The 14763-nt window shown below is 28.8% G+C and carries 17 protein-coding genes; 3 read left to right on the top strand and 14 right to left on the bottom strand.

Going from position 1 to position 14763, the window contains the following annotated elements; translation table 11 throughout:
• Window positions 1-2 precede the first annotated feature (2 nt).
• A complete protein-coding gene (locus tag CAMP18497_RS03495; protein ID WP_039668212.1) occupies window positions 3-188 on the top strand; it encodes a hypothetical protein in 186 nt (61 codons plus the stop codon).
• Here CAMP18497_RS03495 and CAMP18497_RS03490 read toward each other — a convergent pair.
• From CAMP18497_RS03490 to abc-f, 7 genes are read right to left on the bottom strand one after another with little or no spacing between them, the layout of a single operon-like run.
• Window positions 168-731 (bottom strand): hypothetical protein, encoded by a 564-nt coding sequence (locus CAMP18497_RS03490; RefSeq protein ID WP_337212478.1) that lies wholly within the window; start codon window positions 729-731, stop codon window positions 168-170. The two genes, CAMP18497_RS03495 and CAMP18497_RS03490, sit on opposite strands and share 21 nt — an antisense overlap.
• 2 nt (window positions 732-733) lie before the next feature.
• Window positions 734-1609: a tRNA 5-methoxyuridine(34)/uridine 5-oxyacetic acid(34) synthase CmoB gene (gene cmoB / locus CAMP18497_RS03485; protein ID WP_337212477.1), complete on the bottom strand. Its 876-nt coding sequence runs from the start codon at window positions 1607-1609 to the stop codon at window positions 734-736.
• 38 nt (window positions 1610-1647) lie between these two features.
• Window positions 1648-2397 (bottom strand): flagellin, encoded by a 750-nt coding sequence (locus CAMP18497_RS03480; protein WP_337212476.1) that lies wholly within the window; start codon window positions 2395-2397, stop codon window positions 1648-1650.
• 33 nt (window positions 2398-2430) lie between these two features.
• On the bottom strand, window positions 2431-2898 hold the full coding sequence (locus CAMP18497_RS03475) for a DUF4149 domain-containing protein (RefSeq protein WP_337212475.1): 468 nt from the start codon (window positions 2896-2898) through the stop codon (window positions 2431-2433).
• A 29-nt stretch (window positions 2899-2927) separates the two neighbouring features.
• On the bottom strand, window positions 2928-3728 hold the full coding sequence (locus tag CAMP18497_RS03470) for a HemK/PrmC family methyltransferase (protein ID WP_442867769.1): 801 nt from the start codon (window positions 3726-3728) through the stop codon (window positions 2928-2930).
• On the bottom strand, window positions 3728-4915 hold the full coding sequence (locus tag CAMP18497_RS03465) for a M48 family metallopeptidase (protein ID WP_337212473.1): 1188 nt from the start codon (window positions 4913-4915) through the stop codon (window positions 3728-3730). Before CAMP18497_RS03465 ends, CAMP18497_RS03470 begins: the two co-directional genes overlap by 1 nt.
• A gap of 53 nt (window positions 4916-4968) precedes the next feature.
• Window positions 4969-6906: a ribosomal protection-like ABC-F family protein gene (abc-f, locus tag CAMP18497_RS03460; RefSeq protein ID WP_263677661.1), complete on the bottom strand. Its 1938-nt coding sequence runs from the start codon at window positions 6904-6906 to the stop codon at window positions 4969-4971.
• 71 nt (window positions 6907-6977) lie between these two features.
• On the opposite strand from abc-f, the gene CAMP18497_RS03455 reads away from it, so the two are divergent.
• Window positions 6978-8108 (top strand): metallophosphoesterase, encoded by a 1131-nt coding sequence (locus CAMP18497_RS03455; protein WP_337212472.1) that lies wholly within the window; start codon window positions 6978-6980, stop codon window positions 8106-8108.
• Window positions 8109-8918: a phosphatidylserine decarboxylase gene (locus tag CAMP18497_RS03450; RefSeq protein ID WP_337212471.1), complete on the top strand. Its 810-nt coding sequence runs from the start codon at window positions 8109-8111 to the stop codon at window positions 8916-8918.
• Here CAMP18497_RS03450 and CAMP18497_RS03445 read toward each other — a convergent pair.
• Genes CAMP18497_RS03445 through CAMP18497_RS03415 form a run of 7 tightly spaced genes read right to left on the bottom strand, consistent with a single transcriptional unit; the run spans window position 8893 to window position 14689 of the window.
• Window positions 8893-9183, bottom strand: a complete 291-nt coding sequence (locus CAMP18497_RS03445; protein ID WP_039617937.1) for a FlhB-like flagellar biosynthesis protein — start codon at window positions 9181-9183, stop codon at window positions 8893-8895. The two genes, CAMP18497_RS03450 and CAMP18497_RS03445, sit on opposite strands and share 26 nt — an antisense overlap.
• 2 nt (window positions 9184-9185) lie before the next feature.
• Window positions 9186-11147 carry a flagellar hook-length control protein FliK gene (locus CAMP18497_RS03440; protein ID WP_337212470.1) on the bottom strand — a complete coding sequence of 654 codons (1962 nt, stop codon included), beginning with the start codon at window positions 11145-11147 and terminating at the stop codon, window positions 9186-9188.
• Window positions 11137-12330, bottom strand: a complete 1194-nt coding sequence (locus CAMP18497_RS03435) for an MFS transporter (protein ID WP_337212512.1) — start codon at window positions 12328-12330, stop codon at window positions 11137-11139. The genes CAMP18497_RS03440 and CAMP18497_RS03435 overlap by 11 nt, the downstream gene beginning before the upstream one ends.
• A complete protein-coding gene (locus tag CAMP18497_RS03430) occupies window positions 12327-12812 on the bottom strand; it encodes a hypothetical protein (RefSeq protein WP_052241350.1) in 486 nt (161 codons plus the stop codon). The genes CAMP18497_RS03435 and CAMP18497_RS03430 overlap by 4 nt, the downstream gene beginning before the upstream one ends.
• Window positions 12796-13074, bottom strand: a complete 279-nt coding sequence (locus CAMP18497_RS03425; protein WP_039641170.1) for an AtpZ/AtpI family protein — start codon at window positions 13072-13074, stop codon at window positions 12796-12798. Before CAMP18497_RS03425 ends, CAMP18497_RS03430 begins: the two co-directional genes overlap by 17 nt.
• Entirely contained in the window at window positions 13071-14348 is a 1278-nt protein-coding gene (gene hemL, locus CAMP18497_RS03420; protein ID WP_087685532.1) for a glutamate-1-semialdehyde 2,1-aminomutase, read from the bottom strand. Before hemL ends, CAMP18497_RS03425 begins: the two co-directional genes overlap by 4 nt.
• Window positions 14345-14689: a c-type cytochrome gene (locus tag CAMP18497_RS03415; protein WP_337212469.1), complete on the bottom strand. Its 345-nt coding sequence runs from the start codon at window positions 14687-14689 to the stop codon at window positions 14345-14347. The genes hemL and CAMP18497_RS03415 overlap by 4 nt, the downstream gene beginning before the upstream one ends.
• Window positions 14690-14763 lie beyond the last annotated feature (74 nt).

Here is a 14763-nt window from a genome sequence, read left to right as displayed (position 1 = left end):
AGATGTTTAAAAAAATATTTTTCATTGGATTTTTAGCATTATTTTTTGGCGGTTGTTTTGTAAATGAAAGAGGAATTTCAAACCGCTTTTATGATGATTGTAAAGAATATTATGATGCAAGCGGGACTTACCATAAAGAATGCCCAAAGAATTGGGTGGATTTACCTTTAACCCCCGATTCCTTTTAAAACAGCATTTAATTCCTCTGGAGTAGCATCTTGCTTGGAGGTTTCTTGTTGGTTTTGACTGCTAGAGCTTGTGCTTTGACTTTGTTTTAATTTAAATATATGATCATCGGTGGTAATTACTTGAAATGATGCGTCAAAAATTTTAATCTCATTGACAAAACCAACTACTTTAACCTCTCTTTTTCTTGAGTCGTCGCTAAATAGAGCGCTTGCTTCAAGATTTAAAACATCTCCAACTTTTAAAGGAGCATAAAAAAAGCTTCTTGAGCCTATTAATACACTAAATTCTTTATTGATTGCAGCTTGTGCTATATAATTTGCTGCATTAAATACAAAACCACTATGCACTAATCCTAACTCATCTACTGCCATATCATGAGTTGTGATTAAAATACCCTTGGCGAAATTTTTTTCTATATGAGAAATGCTTCCTGCTAAAGTATTGTTTATCCCTGGACAAGTGATAAGTTCTGATTTAATGCGATTTAATTCTTCTGGATCTATTAATTCTTCTATGCTAACAGCACTTACTGTTCTTGCCATTTTTACACCTTTAATTTAACATAAACTCTTTTTGGTGCCTCATAGCCTTCGCAAGTTAAATTTGAGTCGTTTTCATCTAAAAATTGATCTAAAGAATAAGAATCAATCCATAGTGTTTTTCTTTGTTCTTCAAAATCAGTTTGTTTAGTTGCTATAACTTCAAATTCACTAAATCCAGCTCTATAACACCAATTTCTTAAACCCAATATCGACGGAATGAAAAAAATATTTGGTATTTTTGAATAAGTTTTTTGAGGAATAAGTGCAATTTCTCTTTCATCTTCTATATACATAGTATCTAAAAAAACTATGCCATCTTTATTTAAAGATTGCTTGAGTTGTTTTAGCATGGCTATAGGATCACTACGATGATAAATTACGCCAAGACAAAAAATCACATCAAATTTTATGCCATAATTTGGTACATCAGCCACACCTAAAAGCTCATATTGTATAGGAGTTTTTGCAATGGAGTTTAAAAGTAAAAATTGCAAATAATACTTAATAGAAGGATCAAAACCTATGAGCTTTGAAGGATTAAATTCAAGCATTTTAAACATATAATAACCATTATTACAACCAATATCCGCAACCACTTTGTCTTTGATTTCTTGCATATAAGGCTTTAATATGTTAAATTTAATAAAACTTTGCCACTCTGTATCTATGAACAAATCATTGATTTTAAAAGGTCCTTTGCGCCAAGGTTTTAATTCCAAGGCAATGTCCTTAATCTCATCATCTAAGCTTTTATCACAAAAAATATCAAAACTTTCATTTATAAGGTAATTTGAGTTTTGAACTTTTGTGCTAAGTTTTTGAATTTTTTCATATAAAGGATGTTTTAAAACTTGCTTTAATAAAGCATTATCTTGCATATTTTTCCTTAAAAAACTCCCTTATTTGGGAGTTTTTATTATTGAAGTAGACTTGCTAATTTAGTTTGTAGCATTACATTTGAGTGAGCATTTGCAAATAAAAATGCATTTTCTTTTAGGTAATTTGCATTAAAATCATTGATATTTTGTGCTAAGTCATTATTTTGCAATTTACTTTCAGCTTCTTTAGTGTTAATGCTAGTTTGCAAAGATGAGTTGATATTAGAATGGATAGCATTAATCCCAGCACCAATATCTGCGCGTAAAGAACCTACTTGATCTTGAAAATCACGAATTCCATCTTGGTTTTCAAGGCTTAAATTTGCTGTGCTTGGTTGATTTAAATTGATACTTTCAACCCCAGATCCAACAACAAAATCCATACTTTGGAAAACATTTTTTCCATTAAAAGTTGCATTTGAAAATGCATCATTGATTGAGCTGATGAGTTTATTTGCTTCGGTATTTAGCATACTTTTTTGTCTATCATTTAATGCAGCACTATTTGAGCGTACTGAAAGTTCATTAAGTCTATCTGCAGTAGCTGAGATATTATTTAGCGCTGAGTCTGCAATTTGTAAAACACCCACTGAATCATAAGCGTTTAAAATACCTTGATCTATAGTGCTATACTGACTTCTTAAAGAATCAGCTATGGCTAAATTTGCCCCATCGCTCCCGTCTATAGAACGCATTGCGGCTATATTTTCTAAAGCTTTTTCTTGGCTTTTTTGAGCTTGATTTAAGTAATGGTTTTGTTGAGTTGTTCCTATATCGCCTATTTTCATCTTTGACTCCTTTTAAAGACTTATTTTATTATATCACTTTTTTGTTTTAAAATTTAAAAAAAACAAAATTACTTGTGATAACATGATAATTTTCATCACAACTTCACTTGCAGCATGAATTTTTATAAATTCCTGAGTCTTAGTTGCTTCTTCTCCTAAGCTTTGTGCTTCTAAAACATAAGCAGTGAAGTAAAATACAAAAAGCAAACTTAGTGCCAAAATGATTAAAGAAAGCATAAATTTTGAAAAATTTATTTTAAAAGTTAAATTTTTATCCTTAAATGAGAAAATTTCCATTAAAGTAGATAAAACACTCACACCTAGCAAAACATAACCAAATTGCACAAAAATGTGTGTCATTAAAAGTCCGCTTTGAAAATGAGTTAAAACCCCTTCGCCTATGAATTTAGCAGGATAAAATATAGTCGGAGCTAAAAATACGCCTATGCTAATTTCAATCCCAATTAAACTTGCTAGTAAAAATAAATATATTGATTTCATATTTTCTCCTATAAAAAGATAATTATAGTCTAATTTTTTAAATTCCACGCAACAAAGGCTCTATCAAATCCATTATAATCTTGATAAAAAGTAGCTTTAAAATCATTTTCTTCTAAAATTTTATTTAAAATTGCTTTTTGATCATAGCCAAACTCACACGCTAAGATTTTTGTGTTATGATTTTTGGCAAAAAGGATAATTTCATGTAAAATTTCCCAACCTTTATCCCCGCCAAATAAAGCATTATGCGGTTCATTTTGCACCCATTTATCCAAAGGATAATTATTTTTTATATAAGGAGGATTAGAAAAAATAAAGTCAAAATTTCCTTGCATAGTTTTAAAATCACAAAGTTGAAAATTAATTAAATTTGAAACATTATGAAAATCTGCATTTTTTTTAGCAAGCTCTAGCGCTTTTGGATTAATATCGCAAGCTTGTATAAAAATTTGCTTTAACTTTGCTAGAGAGATACTTAAAATTCCACTCCCAAAGCCGATCTCAAGTATATTTTTAAAAGAGTTATGATCTAAAATTTCTAAGCATCTTTCAAGTAATATTTCACTATCAAAACGCGGTATTAAAACCCCTTTTTTAGTAAAAAAATCAAAACCATAAAACTGTGTTTTTTGAAATAAATACTCAAAAGGCTCGCCATTTAAAAATTTATCTACGTATTCTAAAAAAACTTTTTCATCGATTTGAAATTCAGGATTTAAAAAAATCCAAGCCTTATCTTTTTGCAAAAGCTCACAAAGAATAAAAAGTATATATTCTTTGTGAGTAGGATCTTTTGCGTAAGCTTGCTTTAAAGTTTGTTTGATTGAAATCATTGCAAAGCTTTGATTCTATCATAAATACAAGGATGGCTTAGATGAAAGAAAGTGTAAATTTTACTTGTTTTAACAAAGGCTTTATTTTCTTTTGCTAAGGCTATGAGGGCATTTTTCATATCTTCTTTAGAACTTAGTTTTGCTCCATGTAAGTCAGCATTAAATTCATTTTTTTGACTCATTTTATTAAGTAGCGGGGAGATAATAAAAGTAAAAATATTTCCAAAAATCAATAAAAGCACAAAAACTCCAGCATTAACCCCATCTAAATGACTTTCAATATAAAAAAAGCTTGGTAAATGTGCAAAGATAAAAAATAAAGCAAAAAGCATCAAAGCACTAGAAAATAACATTTTTAGTAAATCTTTATGCACAAAATGTCCTAGCTCATGACCTAAAACAGCGATGAGTTCTTTTTCTTTTAAAGCATTTAAAAGTGTATCAAAAAGCACCACTCTTTTACTCTTAAATAAGCCACCAAAATAAGCATTTAATCTTTTGTCCCTTTTACTTGCATCAATAACATAAACACCATTTGCACTAAAGCCACATTTTTGCATTAAATTAGTGATTTTTTCTAATAAATTTTCATCTTCAAGTTTTTTCATTTTATTAAACATAGGTGCAATAAGAGTAGGGTAGATGAGATTTATAATAAGTATGATTATAAAGCTTAAAGCAAAAGCCACTACCCACCAGTATGTGCTAAAAAATTCAAAACAAAACACTAAAGCATAGATGATTAAAAAGCCAAAAATAAGCATTAGAGCTAAAGATTTAATGCTATCTTTAATAAAAAGTGCTAAAGTCATATTTGAAAAGCCGTGTTTTTTATCTTTTATAAAGCTTTCATAATAACTAAGTGGTAAATTTAAAATACTAATAATCAATAAAAATGTAAGTAAAAATAAAGTATTTTCTAAAGTAGAATTTTCTTTGATGAAAATTTCTTTTAAATATAAAAAGCCAAAGCTAATCCAAGAAATATTAATCATCAGATTATAAAGATTAGAAAAGATTTTGTATTTTTCATTTTCTATGGCGATATTTGCAGCATTTTTATAATCATGCTCATTTAAAATAATTGCATGCTTTTCTCTTTCTTTTTTTAAAAAAGAAATTTGCATATAAGATATAAAAACCAAAAAGGCTGTGTAAATACATAAAATAGTTATTAAAGTCATAATTTTTCCTTAAATAAATTTGAGTAATTTTATCTTATTTAAAATATATAAAGTTAATCAATACTTTCACTTTTTTCCAAAACCTCAAAATAAGCTTCTTCTAAAATACTAAGTTCATTTTCTAAGGAATTTAGCTTTTCATAAAGGGTATTTATACCTAGTTCTTGATAGATTGCAGGATTACTTAGAGCATTTTTTATTTCTTTTATTTCTTCTTCTAATTTATGAATTTTATCAGGATATGAGTTTAAAATTTCATTTTCTTTATAGCTTAGTTTTTTACTTGATTTTTCTTTTGTTTTTGCACTTGTTGTAGTGTTTGTTTCTAAACTTTTAGAAAATTCTTCAAAGTCTTTGTATTCTCTTTCATTTTCTAAATACTCACTATAAGAAAGAACTTCTATGTTAATATTTGCATTCTCTTCAAAAGCATAAAGTTTAGTTGCTATTTTATCAACAAAATATCTATCATGTGATACAAGCAAAATCGCACCTTCAAAAGAAAGTAAATATTCTTCTAAGATATTTATTGTAGCTATATCTAAATCATTTGTTGGTTCATCTAAGATTAATACATCATATTCTTTAGTAAAAAGCAAGGCAAGAGCAACTCTGTTTTTCTCGCCCCCACTTAACACACTCACACTTTGTTCTAAAAATTCTTTTGGAAATAAAAATTGTTTTAAATACCCATAAACATGCATATTTTTACCACGCACTTGAATATGATCACCACCATTTGGGCAAAAAATTTCTAAAAGTTTTTTATCAGTATTGAGTAAGCTTCTACTTTGATCAAAATAGCCTATTTTAACTTCACCTCTTTTAATTTCCCCGCTATCAAGCGGAATTTGATCAAGTAAAATTTTTAAAAAAGTAGATTTACCACAGCCATTTTTACCTACTATGGCTATGCGTTCACCTTGTAAAATTCGTGCATTAAAGTCTTTAAAAAGTGTCTTGTCTGCTATGGATTTTGAGATATTTTTAAGTTCAAAAAGCATTTTTTTACGGTTTTGACTTTGGGTTTGATTGAAATTTTTACTCGCTCTTTTAATCTCAAGTTGTAAACGTTTGATAGCTCCTGGATTTTTCTTAGCTTCTTCACGCATTTTAAAAATGCGTTCTTTACGTCCTTCGTTGCGTTTAAGTCTAGCTTTAACTCCTCTTCTTAGCCATTCTTCTTCGCTTTTTAATTGCTTAAGTAAGGTTTCATGACTTTTAGCTAAGGAGGCTAAAATAGCTGCTTTTTTTTCTAGATATTGCGTATACCCACCCTCAAAAATGCTTAATTTTCCTGCTTCTATTTCTACGCATTTTTGTGCTATCGCATCGATAAAATACCTATCATGGGAGATGAAAATAACACACATCTTAGAAGCTTTTAATCTTTCTTCTAAAAAGCTACTCATATATACATCTAGGTGGTTGGTTGGCTCATCAAGCAATAATATATCAGGATTTTTCAGCAAAAGCGTGCAAAGCCCTACGCGTCTTATTTCGCCTCCACTTAAAGAGCAAAGTGCTCTGTCTTTATACTCTAATAGTTTAAACTCTTCTAGTATTCTTTGTATTTTTTGGTCTAAATTCCATGCATCTTTTGAATCTATAAATAAACTTAGTTCATCTACTTTTTTTAAATAATCTTTGTTTTCTGGATCAAGAGCTAGTTTTTCGTTATAGTTTTCAAATTCTTTTAAGGCTTGATAAATTTCTTCAAGTTCTTTTTTGATGGCTTCGCTCACACTTAAGGTGCTTTCAAAGCTTACTTGTTGGCTTAGCATGCCTATGCTAGCATTATTTTGTTTAATCACTCTACCGCTATCTAGTTTTAAAGTTCCCATAAGGGCTTTTAGAAAGCTTGATTTTCCTTCGCCATTTTTGCCTATAATGGCGATTTTTTCTCCTAAATTTGCACTAAAATTTGCATTTTCTAAAACTATTTTTGTATTAAATTTCTTATTTGCGTCAATTAAATCTATTAAAGCCAAATTTCTTTCCCAAATGTTTTTTTGCGATTTTACTTTAAAAAGTATTAATTTTGCTTAAATAAAATTACGCTATGAGAGTGTTTGTTTTTTTTACTTTATTAGTTTTATTTTTTGCTTTGGCAAATTGGTATATTTATAAAAGATTTTTAAGTAAGGTTGATTTTTTAAAACCTTATAAGAAGTTTGTATTAGCTCTTGTTTTAATAGTTTTTGTATGTGAATTAATCTTTTTTGTAAATATGCGCGGGGATTTTTTACATGAAAAGCTTTATTATATTTTAGCGATTTTTCCTACCGTTACTTGCTTTTTCTTGCTTTTTGGAGTGGTTTTTGAAATTGGTTCTTGGATTTTTTTTAATGAAAACAAAAAAGAGCAAATTTTTAGCCTTCAAAGAAGAAAGTTTTTAAAATTAATTTTTGATTCTTGGCTTATTATACTTAGCGTTAGTATGGTGTTTAAAGGCTTTGTAAATGCTATTAGTACACCTAAGGTTAATGAGGTAGATATTAAAATTAAAAATTTAAAAGAAGATTTAAACATAGCTTTGCTTTCTGATGTGCATTTGGGAAAAAATTTAGGAGAAGATTTTTTAAAAACCTTAATCGATGAGGTTAATGCTTTAAATGCTGATATAATCATCATAGCTGGGGATTTAATTGATGCAGATATAGCTAGTATGTCTTATATTAATTTATTAGAAAATTTTAAATCAAAATATGGCACTTATTATGTTTATGGAAATCATGAGTATTATAATGATATAAATGCAATAAGCAAAAAGCTTAAAACGCTTAAGAATTTCAAAGTTTTAGAAGATGAAAGTATTGATTTTGGGGATTTTACTTTAAGTGGGACTTTGGATTTGGCTGCTAAACGTTTGGGTTTTAAAGAAAGTAATATAGAAAAAATCAAAACTCAAATCAATCAAGAAAAAGTTAATATTTTAATCACACATCAACCAAAATATGTAAAAACTTATGATGTGAGTGGGTTTGATTTGATTTTATCAGGACATACTCATGCAGGACAAATTTTCCCTTTTTCTTTGCTAGTATATTTAGAACAAGGTTTTGTGTATGGGCTTTATAAATTAAGCAAAGATAGTTTACTTTATGTAAGTAGCGGGGCTGGATTTTGGGGACCTGCTGTGAGATTTTTAGCTCCTAGTGAGATAGCTTTGATTAGATTAAAAGGAGAATGAATGGGATTTAGTAATAGTGCTTCAAAAATGTTTGGAATCATAGCAAAATATAAATTTCCAAAAATCATACAAAAAAATATTAATAAAGCTTATGTAAATGCTTTTAATATCAATATGAGTGAATTTAAGTCTTTAGAAGAATATGAGAGCTTAAATGCTTTATTTACAAGAACTTTATTAAATGAGCGAGAATTAGAAGATGGCTTTATAAGTCCAAGTGATGGTAAAATTTTAGAACTTGGAAGTAGTTTTCAAAATGACTTAAAAGAAAATTTAGCCTTTAGCATTAAAGGTTCAAGTTATAGTATAGAAGAGCTTTTAAAAAACTCAGCTAGCAAAGAAGAATTAGAAAATGGCATAGATTATGCAAATATTTATCTATCTCCAAAAGATTATCATCATTATCATGCACCTTGTAATATGCAAATTTTAAGTGCTACTTATATGAGTGGAGCTTTATTTAGTGTGAGTGAGGCAAAGTTAGCTAAGATTATAAACCTTTATACTAAAAATGAAAGAGTAGTTTTAAAGTGCTTAGTGGAGGGAAAATTTATACTTTGGATGGTATTTGTGGGTGCGCTAAATGTCGGTAAAATGCACTTTAGCTTTGATACTAGTATACAAACCAATGCTGCAAATTTTGATTTTACTCATACTTATGAAGATCTTTTTGTAAAAAAAGGTCAAAGACTTGGAAATTTTGAGCTAGGTTCAACTATAGTTTTAATTGCTCAAAAAGGGTTTTTAAAATTTAGTAAAAACGCTTATGAGCAAGTTGAATTTTCTAAGAAGATTGCGGATTTTGCTTAGTCTCATCTTCATTAGCAACTTTATATAAAAAGGCAAAAATTTCAGCCACTGCTTTATACATATTAGGTGGGATTTCATCGCCCAAGTCAAGCTTGCTAAGAACTTCTACTAAGTCTTTGTCTTCTTTTATGGGTATGCCATTTTCTTTAGCTAAAGAGATGATTTTAGCAGCGTTTTCACCTTTAGCATTAGCTAGAATTTTTGGTGCATTTTGATCTTCTTTGTTGTAGCCTAGCGCAACGGCTTTTTTTGTTTTTTTAGCCATTTTTAAGCCCTTGTATCAAAACCCATATTAAAGTCATTGTATTCTTCTTGATTGTGAAATTTGCTTTTAACTATATCACTGATGAAAAAATTAGAGCTTAGAAGTCCTACTTTAACTAAGGCTTTTTTTAGCTCATGTGCTCTTTCGTAAAGTTTTTTTCTAAAATTAGCATTTTCTATCATCATATTTATATCGATGTATTTATCATTGCTTAGAGATAAAAATACATTGATTTTTCCTAATTTTTCAAATTCAAGATTAATTTGTGCATAAAATTTATCTTTTTTACCGCGTTTAAAAACTACATTAGATTTTTCTAAATCATCCCAAAAGAAAGGTAAAAAAGTATGAATGCTATTATTAGCTAAAGATAAAAGTTGATTAAACTCAAGCTGAGCTATAAGACGATTTGCTTGATTTAGTATACTTTCATTGTCTAAATTTTTAGCCAGATTAGAAACTTGCAAAAGAGTGGATTTGATATCTTTTTGCAATTCTGAAGAAATTTCTGCAGTATCTTTTGGAGTAATTTTTCCAAGATCTTTTATAGAAAGTTCTAATTTTTTTTCTATGTTTTTTATATCATCTAAAGAATTTTTTGCTTCATAATTTTTAGGATCTAAAGCTTTTAAAACCTCATTGAGTTTTCTTCCTATTAAGCCTAGTTCTTTGTTTAGGTTATTTAAAAGCTCTTCTTGTAAATTTTGACTAAAATTAAGATTTTTACTTACATTTTGTTTGAAAATATCTTCTAGTAAAATTTTACCTGAAGTACTTTTAAATATATCTTCTAATTTAGTGTTATTTGTTTGTAAATTTTGACTTTTGTTGTCATTTTTGCTTGGTTCTTCAGTATTTTTTTGTGGTGTTTTTTCTTCTTTTGTGTTTTGAATTTCTTTATCTTTTGTCATGCTTTCTTGTTTTTGTTGAGTTTCTTTTTTATCTTCTGTGTTTTTTTGTGGAGTTTTTATTTCCTCTTTTGATTCTTCTTTGATGTCTTTAGTGTGTGGAGTTTTATTTAAATTTTCTTGTATTGTTTCAGTTTTGTTTTTGTGATTTTTTATGTCTTTTAAAAGTGTTATAAGATCTTTAATGTTTTGACTAAGCTCTTTTAATATATGTGTATTTTGAATTTTTATATTTTCAGGTTTGGCTAGTTCTTTGTTGATAAGTGCTAAATTTTTACTGAGATTTTTAATGAAATTATTAGCAATATTTTGTAGCTTTTCTTGGCTAATGGAATTTGGATTTTTATTGATATAGTTTTTAAAATTTTCTATTTTATCAAATAGTTTAAAAAGTGTCTTGTAGTTTGTATTTTCTAAAGAAATTTTATTATCTTTTTTGTGATTTTGTAAGATGTGAATAAGTTCTTTTAAGGTGCTTGTGGTGTCAAGATTTTTAAGATCTAAATTACTTATATCGCGTTTTAGATTTTCACTAGTAGCCCCTTTTATGGTATTTAAAAGATTAAAAAAGCTTTGTGGTAAATTTTGTTCTTTTAAAGAATGATTGAGTTTTGCTTCTAAAAAAACACCTGAATTTTTTACCAAGGATGAAAGATTTTTATTGTTGATATCTTTAGCGGGTTTAACTAGATCTTCTAAAACTTTAAGTAGTTTTTCAAATTCAGGATTTTTAGAAAGCTCTGCTTGAAGTTTTTTAACTTCATTAGCAAAATTAGGTGCAAAATTTAAATCTTTGTGATTTTTTAATACTGCTAAATCAGGATCTTTGTTGGTTTTGATTTGATCTAAAAGTTTATTTAATAATTCTTGTAATTTTTGATCGATTTTGCTTACATAATCTTTATGTAATTTGACTTCAGGATCATTTTTAGAAAATAAAGGATTTTTTAAAGCATCATTAAGTGAGGTTTTTTTGTCTGATTTCTCGCTTTTGTTGTCTTTGCTTGTTTCGTTTTTTGCAAATTGATTTTGATTGTTAGAAATATTAGTTATCATCTAGCATTACCATATTACCTGGTTTTCTTTTAAATTTGGTTAGATTTTTAAATTTTGGTTTATCTATAGCAAAGGCAATTAAAACAGTTAATAAAACGATGTAAAAATACATAAAACCATTGCCTTCAAAATAATACATCAAAGTTCCAAGCACAGCAGGCGCAAATAAAGCACCAAAAGAATAAGTAAAAAGAACGGCTCTACCTAGCTCAACTCTTTTGCTAGAATCATCAAGCATATCATTTGCTCTAGCTAAAGAAAGAGCATATAAACAACACATTCCCATACCTAGTAAAAAGCCAAAAAAGTATTTTAAATAAATATTATAGCTTAATAATAAAATACAAAGCATAGCACTTAAAGCGGTAAAAGCGCATAAAATAATAGCAAATTTACGACTAATTTTATCAGAAAGGGTTCCGATGAAAAGTTGAGATATAAACCCTCCTAGCATGGTACAAAATATAAAAATTGAAGCTTCTTTTGCGCCAAATCCTTGTATGAGTATAAATAAAGAAGCCATGGAGAAAAATCCATTCAAAAGCATACCTGCTATAAAGCTTGTCACTAAAGCTAAAGGCACTATATCAAAAACTTTAGGGATGGAAATTTTGGTTTTTTGTGGTAAAACAGGCTCTTTAATACGGATTAAAAACAAAGGAATAGAAGCAAACATAATAAAACTAGCGCTTAAAATAAATACTGTATTACTTGGGAAATCAAATGACATAAGTAAAATTCCAAAGCCTGATGATGAGTAAAATACTACTTCATAAAAGGCTATTACTCTTGAGCGAATAGCATTTTTTGCTTTTTCATTAAGCCATGATTCTATGACCATTAAAAGTGCATAATAGCAAAAACCAAGCAAAAATCTCAAAACCATCCAAAAATATAGATTAGAGTTTAAACTATGAAGCATAGTGGCTATACCAAAAATGATGGCAAAAATTCCAAAAGATCTTATATGTCCTACTTTAGAGACTATCCTATGGGCACTAATAGTGCTTACCATAGCACCAAGAAAATAACAACTTCCTATTATCCCTATATAAAAATTACTAACATCGTTATGTTTTAAAATAATTGCTATAGAATTTACCGTTAAAGCGCTTCCTATAAAAATAAAAATCATACCAAAAAACAATGCAGTTAATGATCTAATCGTTCTTTTTGAGCTCAACATTTTCTTATTAAAAAATTATATATTAATACCGCTATGGGTGTGACAAACATTGCACAAAACAAGGCAAAAATACTCATTAAGCCTTGAAACTCTAAAAATAAAAATCCTGCTATTAAAAACACATAAGCAAAAATTTTAAACAAAGAAAAAAAAGCTAATGCGTTTTTAAAAATACTTTTAAATTTTGGTTTTAAATCGTCATCTATATGGATAAATTTTATAATTTTTGGCAAAGAATATTGTTTTTTAGCAAAAATTTGCAAAGGTCTTTGTGTAAAATCATAATTTTTAGCTGCTTTAAAAATAAAATTTTTATAATTTAAAAAAGATACCAGAATGATTAAATTTTGTGCCAAAAAGCCAAATTCAAAGCTTATAAAGGTTTTAAAGCTTAACTCTTTATAGAAAAAAACTCCTGCTAAGAAAAGTAAATTTAATCCTAGCAAGAGTTTTAGTAAAATTTTAGGCTTTAGGATCATTTTTTAAATCTTTATAGCGATTTTCTTCTTTAAATTCCTCGTAGCTTTTTACTTGTGCCTTGTAAGCTTTATAAACATTTAAAATCGCCGCAGCTACTCCTATAAACACTCCTACCCAAAAAAGCCAAACTATACCAGTTAAATTTTTTAAAAAATAGCCTATGCCAACCCCGATTAAAACAGCCACAACCATGGATATGCCAAGGCTTAATCCATCTGCAGCTTCTATACCTTTACGAATGATTTTTTGTCTTTTATTCATAGGGCTTTAAAACTTTCTTGTGCTGCTTGTATGGTTTTATCAATGATTTTTTTATCCATACATTCACATATAAAACCTGTTTCAAATTGAGATGGTGCTAAATACACGCCTTTGCTTAGCATTTGTGCATGAAATTTAGCAAATAATTTAGTATCTGATTTTAAAGCATCTTGATAATTATTAACAGGGTTTTCACAAAAGAAAAATCCAAACATAGAACCAATGCAATTAACTTGCAAAGGAATTTTACAATCATTTGCAGCCTCTTTAAAGCCTTGGGTAAGTCTTTTGCCTAGTTTTTCTAATTTTTCGTATAAACCTTCATAATTTCTTGCTTTTTTTAAGCTTGCATAACCTGCAGCCATAGCAAGAGGATTGCCACTTAGTGTTCCTGCTTGATATACCCCGCCTAAAGGACTTAATAAATCCATAATCTCAGCCCTTGCAGCAAAAGCAGCCGCAGGCATACCTCCGCCTATAACCTTACCAAAAGTTACTATATCAGCTTTTATATTATTAATTCCAAAAGAGCCTAGGTATGAAGCTCTAAAGCCACTCATAACTTCATCAAAAATCAAAAGAATTTGATGCTCATCACATAGTTTTCTTAGTTCTTGTAAAAATTCTATTTTAGCAGGCACTAAGCCCATGTTTCCTGCAATTGGTTCTATAATGATACAAGCTATATTATCATCATTATTGATTAAGTTTTTAACACTTTCAATGTCATTATAAATAGCCACTAGAGTATTTTTAGCTACATCGGTTAATACTCCTAGTGAGCTTGGGGTGTTAAAAGTAGCTGCACCACTTCCAGCGCTTACTAATAAAGAATCAGAATGTCCATGATAACATCCTTCAAATTTGATGATTTTATCTTTTTTGCTAAATCCTCTTGCAAGACGAATAGCACTCATAGTAGCTTCTGTGCCACTGCTTACAAAGCGTATTTTGTCTAAATGTGGCCAATCTTTTAAGATAAATTTAGCTAATTTAGTTTCAGCTAGGGTTGGTGCGCCAAAGCTTGAACCATGTTCCAATGCTTTTTTGCAAGCTTTTTCAATATCTTCATCACAATGCCCAAAAAGCAAAGGTCCCCAACTTTGCACATAATCTATATAAGTATTATCTTCTATATCGCTAATATAAGCACCTTTTCCTTGTTTGATAAATAAAGGATTGCTGCCTACGCTAGCAAAGGCACGCACAGGTGAATCAACCCCACCTGCTATATATTCACAAGCTTCTTCAAAGGCTTTTTTATTATTTTTCATTTTTTACTCCTTTTGTTATTAGTAATATAATCATAAAGCGATTTCATCTCATCTTCTGTTAATGAGTAAGTTGGCATAATGCTTTTTGCTTCTTGAGGTTGGCTTAGAATTTCTCTAAAACGTGCATAAGGAGTGTTTTTAATACTTGGCACAATAAAAGGAATTTTTTCTCCATTTTTAGTATAATATCCTAGTATTTGTTGCCCTCCATCGCCATGACATTTAGCACAACTTATGCCTCTTGGATTTTTGTAAAGGGACTCTTGGTATTCTTTAGGTGAGATGAAATCTTCAGCCCAAGCACCATAAACTATAAAAAACAAAAATAAAATAATTTTCATTTATCACCTTTAACAAAAAAAGAAGTTTTATTATGATACAATTTTTTAAGTTAAAGAAAGCTATAAATTTAAGG

The organism is Campylobacter sp. W0066.1 (assembly GCF_024723635.1).
GTDB classification, from domain to species: Bacteria; Campylobacterota; Campylobacteria; order Campylobacterales; family Campylobacteraceae; genus Campylobacter_D; species Campylobacter_D lari_C.
The sequence above is the reverse complement of the archived record's forward strand: the minus strand, read 5'-3'. Positions and strand labels throughout refer to the sequence as shown.

Coding starts and splice junctions, on each gene's coding strand:
- CAMP18497_RS03415 (WP_337212469.1), bottom strand. CDS start 14,689: ATGAAAATTATTTTATTTTTGTTTTTTATAGTTTATGGTGCTTGGGCT.
- CAMP18497_RS03445 (WP_039617937.1), bottom strand. CDS start 9,183: ATGGCTAAAAAAACAAAAAAAGCCGTTGCGCTAGGCTACAACAAAGAA.
- CAMP18497_RS03425 (WP_039641170.1), bottom strand. CDS start 13,074: ATGAATAAAAGACAAAAAATCATTCGTAAAGGTATAGAAGCTGCAGAT.
- CAMP18497_RS03440 (WP_337212470.1), bottom strand. CDS start 11,147: ATGATAACTAATATTTCTAACAATCAAAATCAATTTGCAAAAAACGAA.
- CAMP18497_RS03475 (WP_337212475.1), bottom strand. CDS start 2,898: ATGAAATCAATATATTTATTTTTACTAGCAAGTTTAATTGGGATTGAA.
- CAMP18497_RS03495 (WP_039668212.1), top strand. CDS start 3: ATGTTTAAAAAAATATTTTTCATTGGATTTTTAGCATTATTTTTTGGC.
- CAMP18497_RS03450 (WP_337212471.1), top strand. CDS start 8,109: ATGGGATTTAGTAATAGTGCTTCAAAAATGTTTGGAATCATAGCAAAA.
- CAMP18497_RS03430 (WP_052241350.1), bottom strand. CDS start 12,812: ATGATCCTAAAGCCTAAAATTTTACTAAAACTCTTGCTAGGATTAAAT.
- CAMP18497_RS03455 (WP_337212472.1), top strand. CDS start 6,978: ATGAGAGTGTTTGTTTTTTTTACTTTATTAGTTTTATTTTTTGCTTTG.
- CAMP18497_RS03490 (WP_337212478.1), bottom strand. CDS start 731: ATGGCAAGAACAGTAAGTGCTGTTAGCATAGAAGAATTAATAGATCCA.
- hemL (WP_087685532.1), bottom strand. CDS start 14,348: ATGAAAAATAATAAAAAAGCCTTTGAAGAAGCTTGTGAATATATAGCA.
- CAMP18497_RS03480 (WP_337212476.1), bottom strand. CDS start 2,397: ATGAAAATAGGCGATATAGGAACAACTCAACAAAACCATTACTTAAAT.
- cmoB (WP_337212477.1), bottom strand. CDS start 1,609: ATGCAAGATAATGCTTTATTAAAGCAAGTTTTAAAACATCCTTTATAT.
- CAMP18497_RS03465 (WP_337212473.1), bottom strand. CDS start 4,915: ATGACTTTAATAACTATTTTATGTATTTACACAGCCTTTTTGGTTTTT.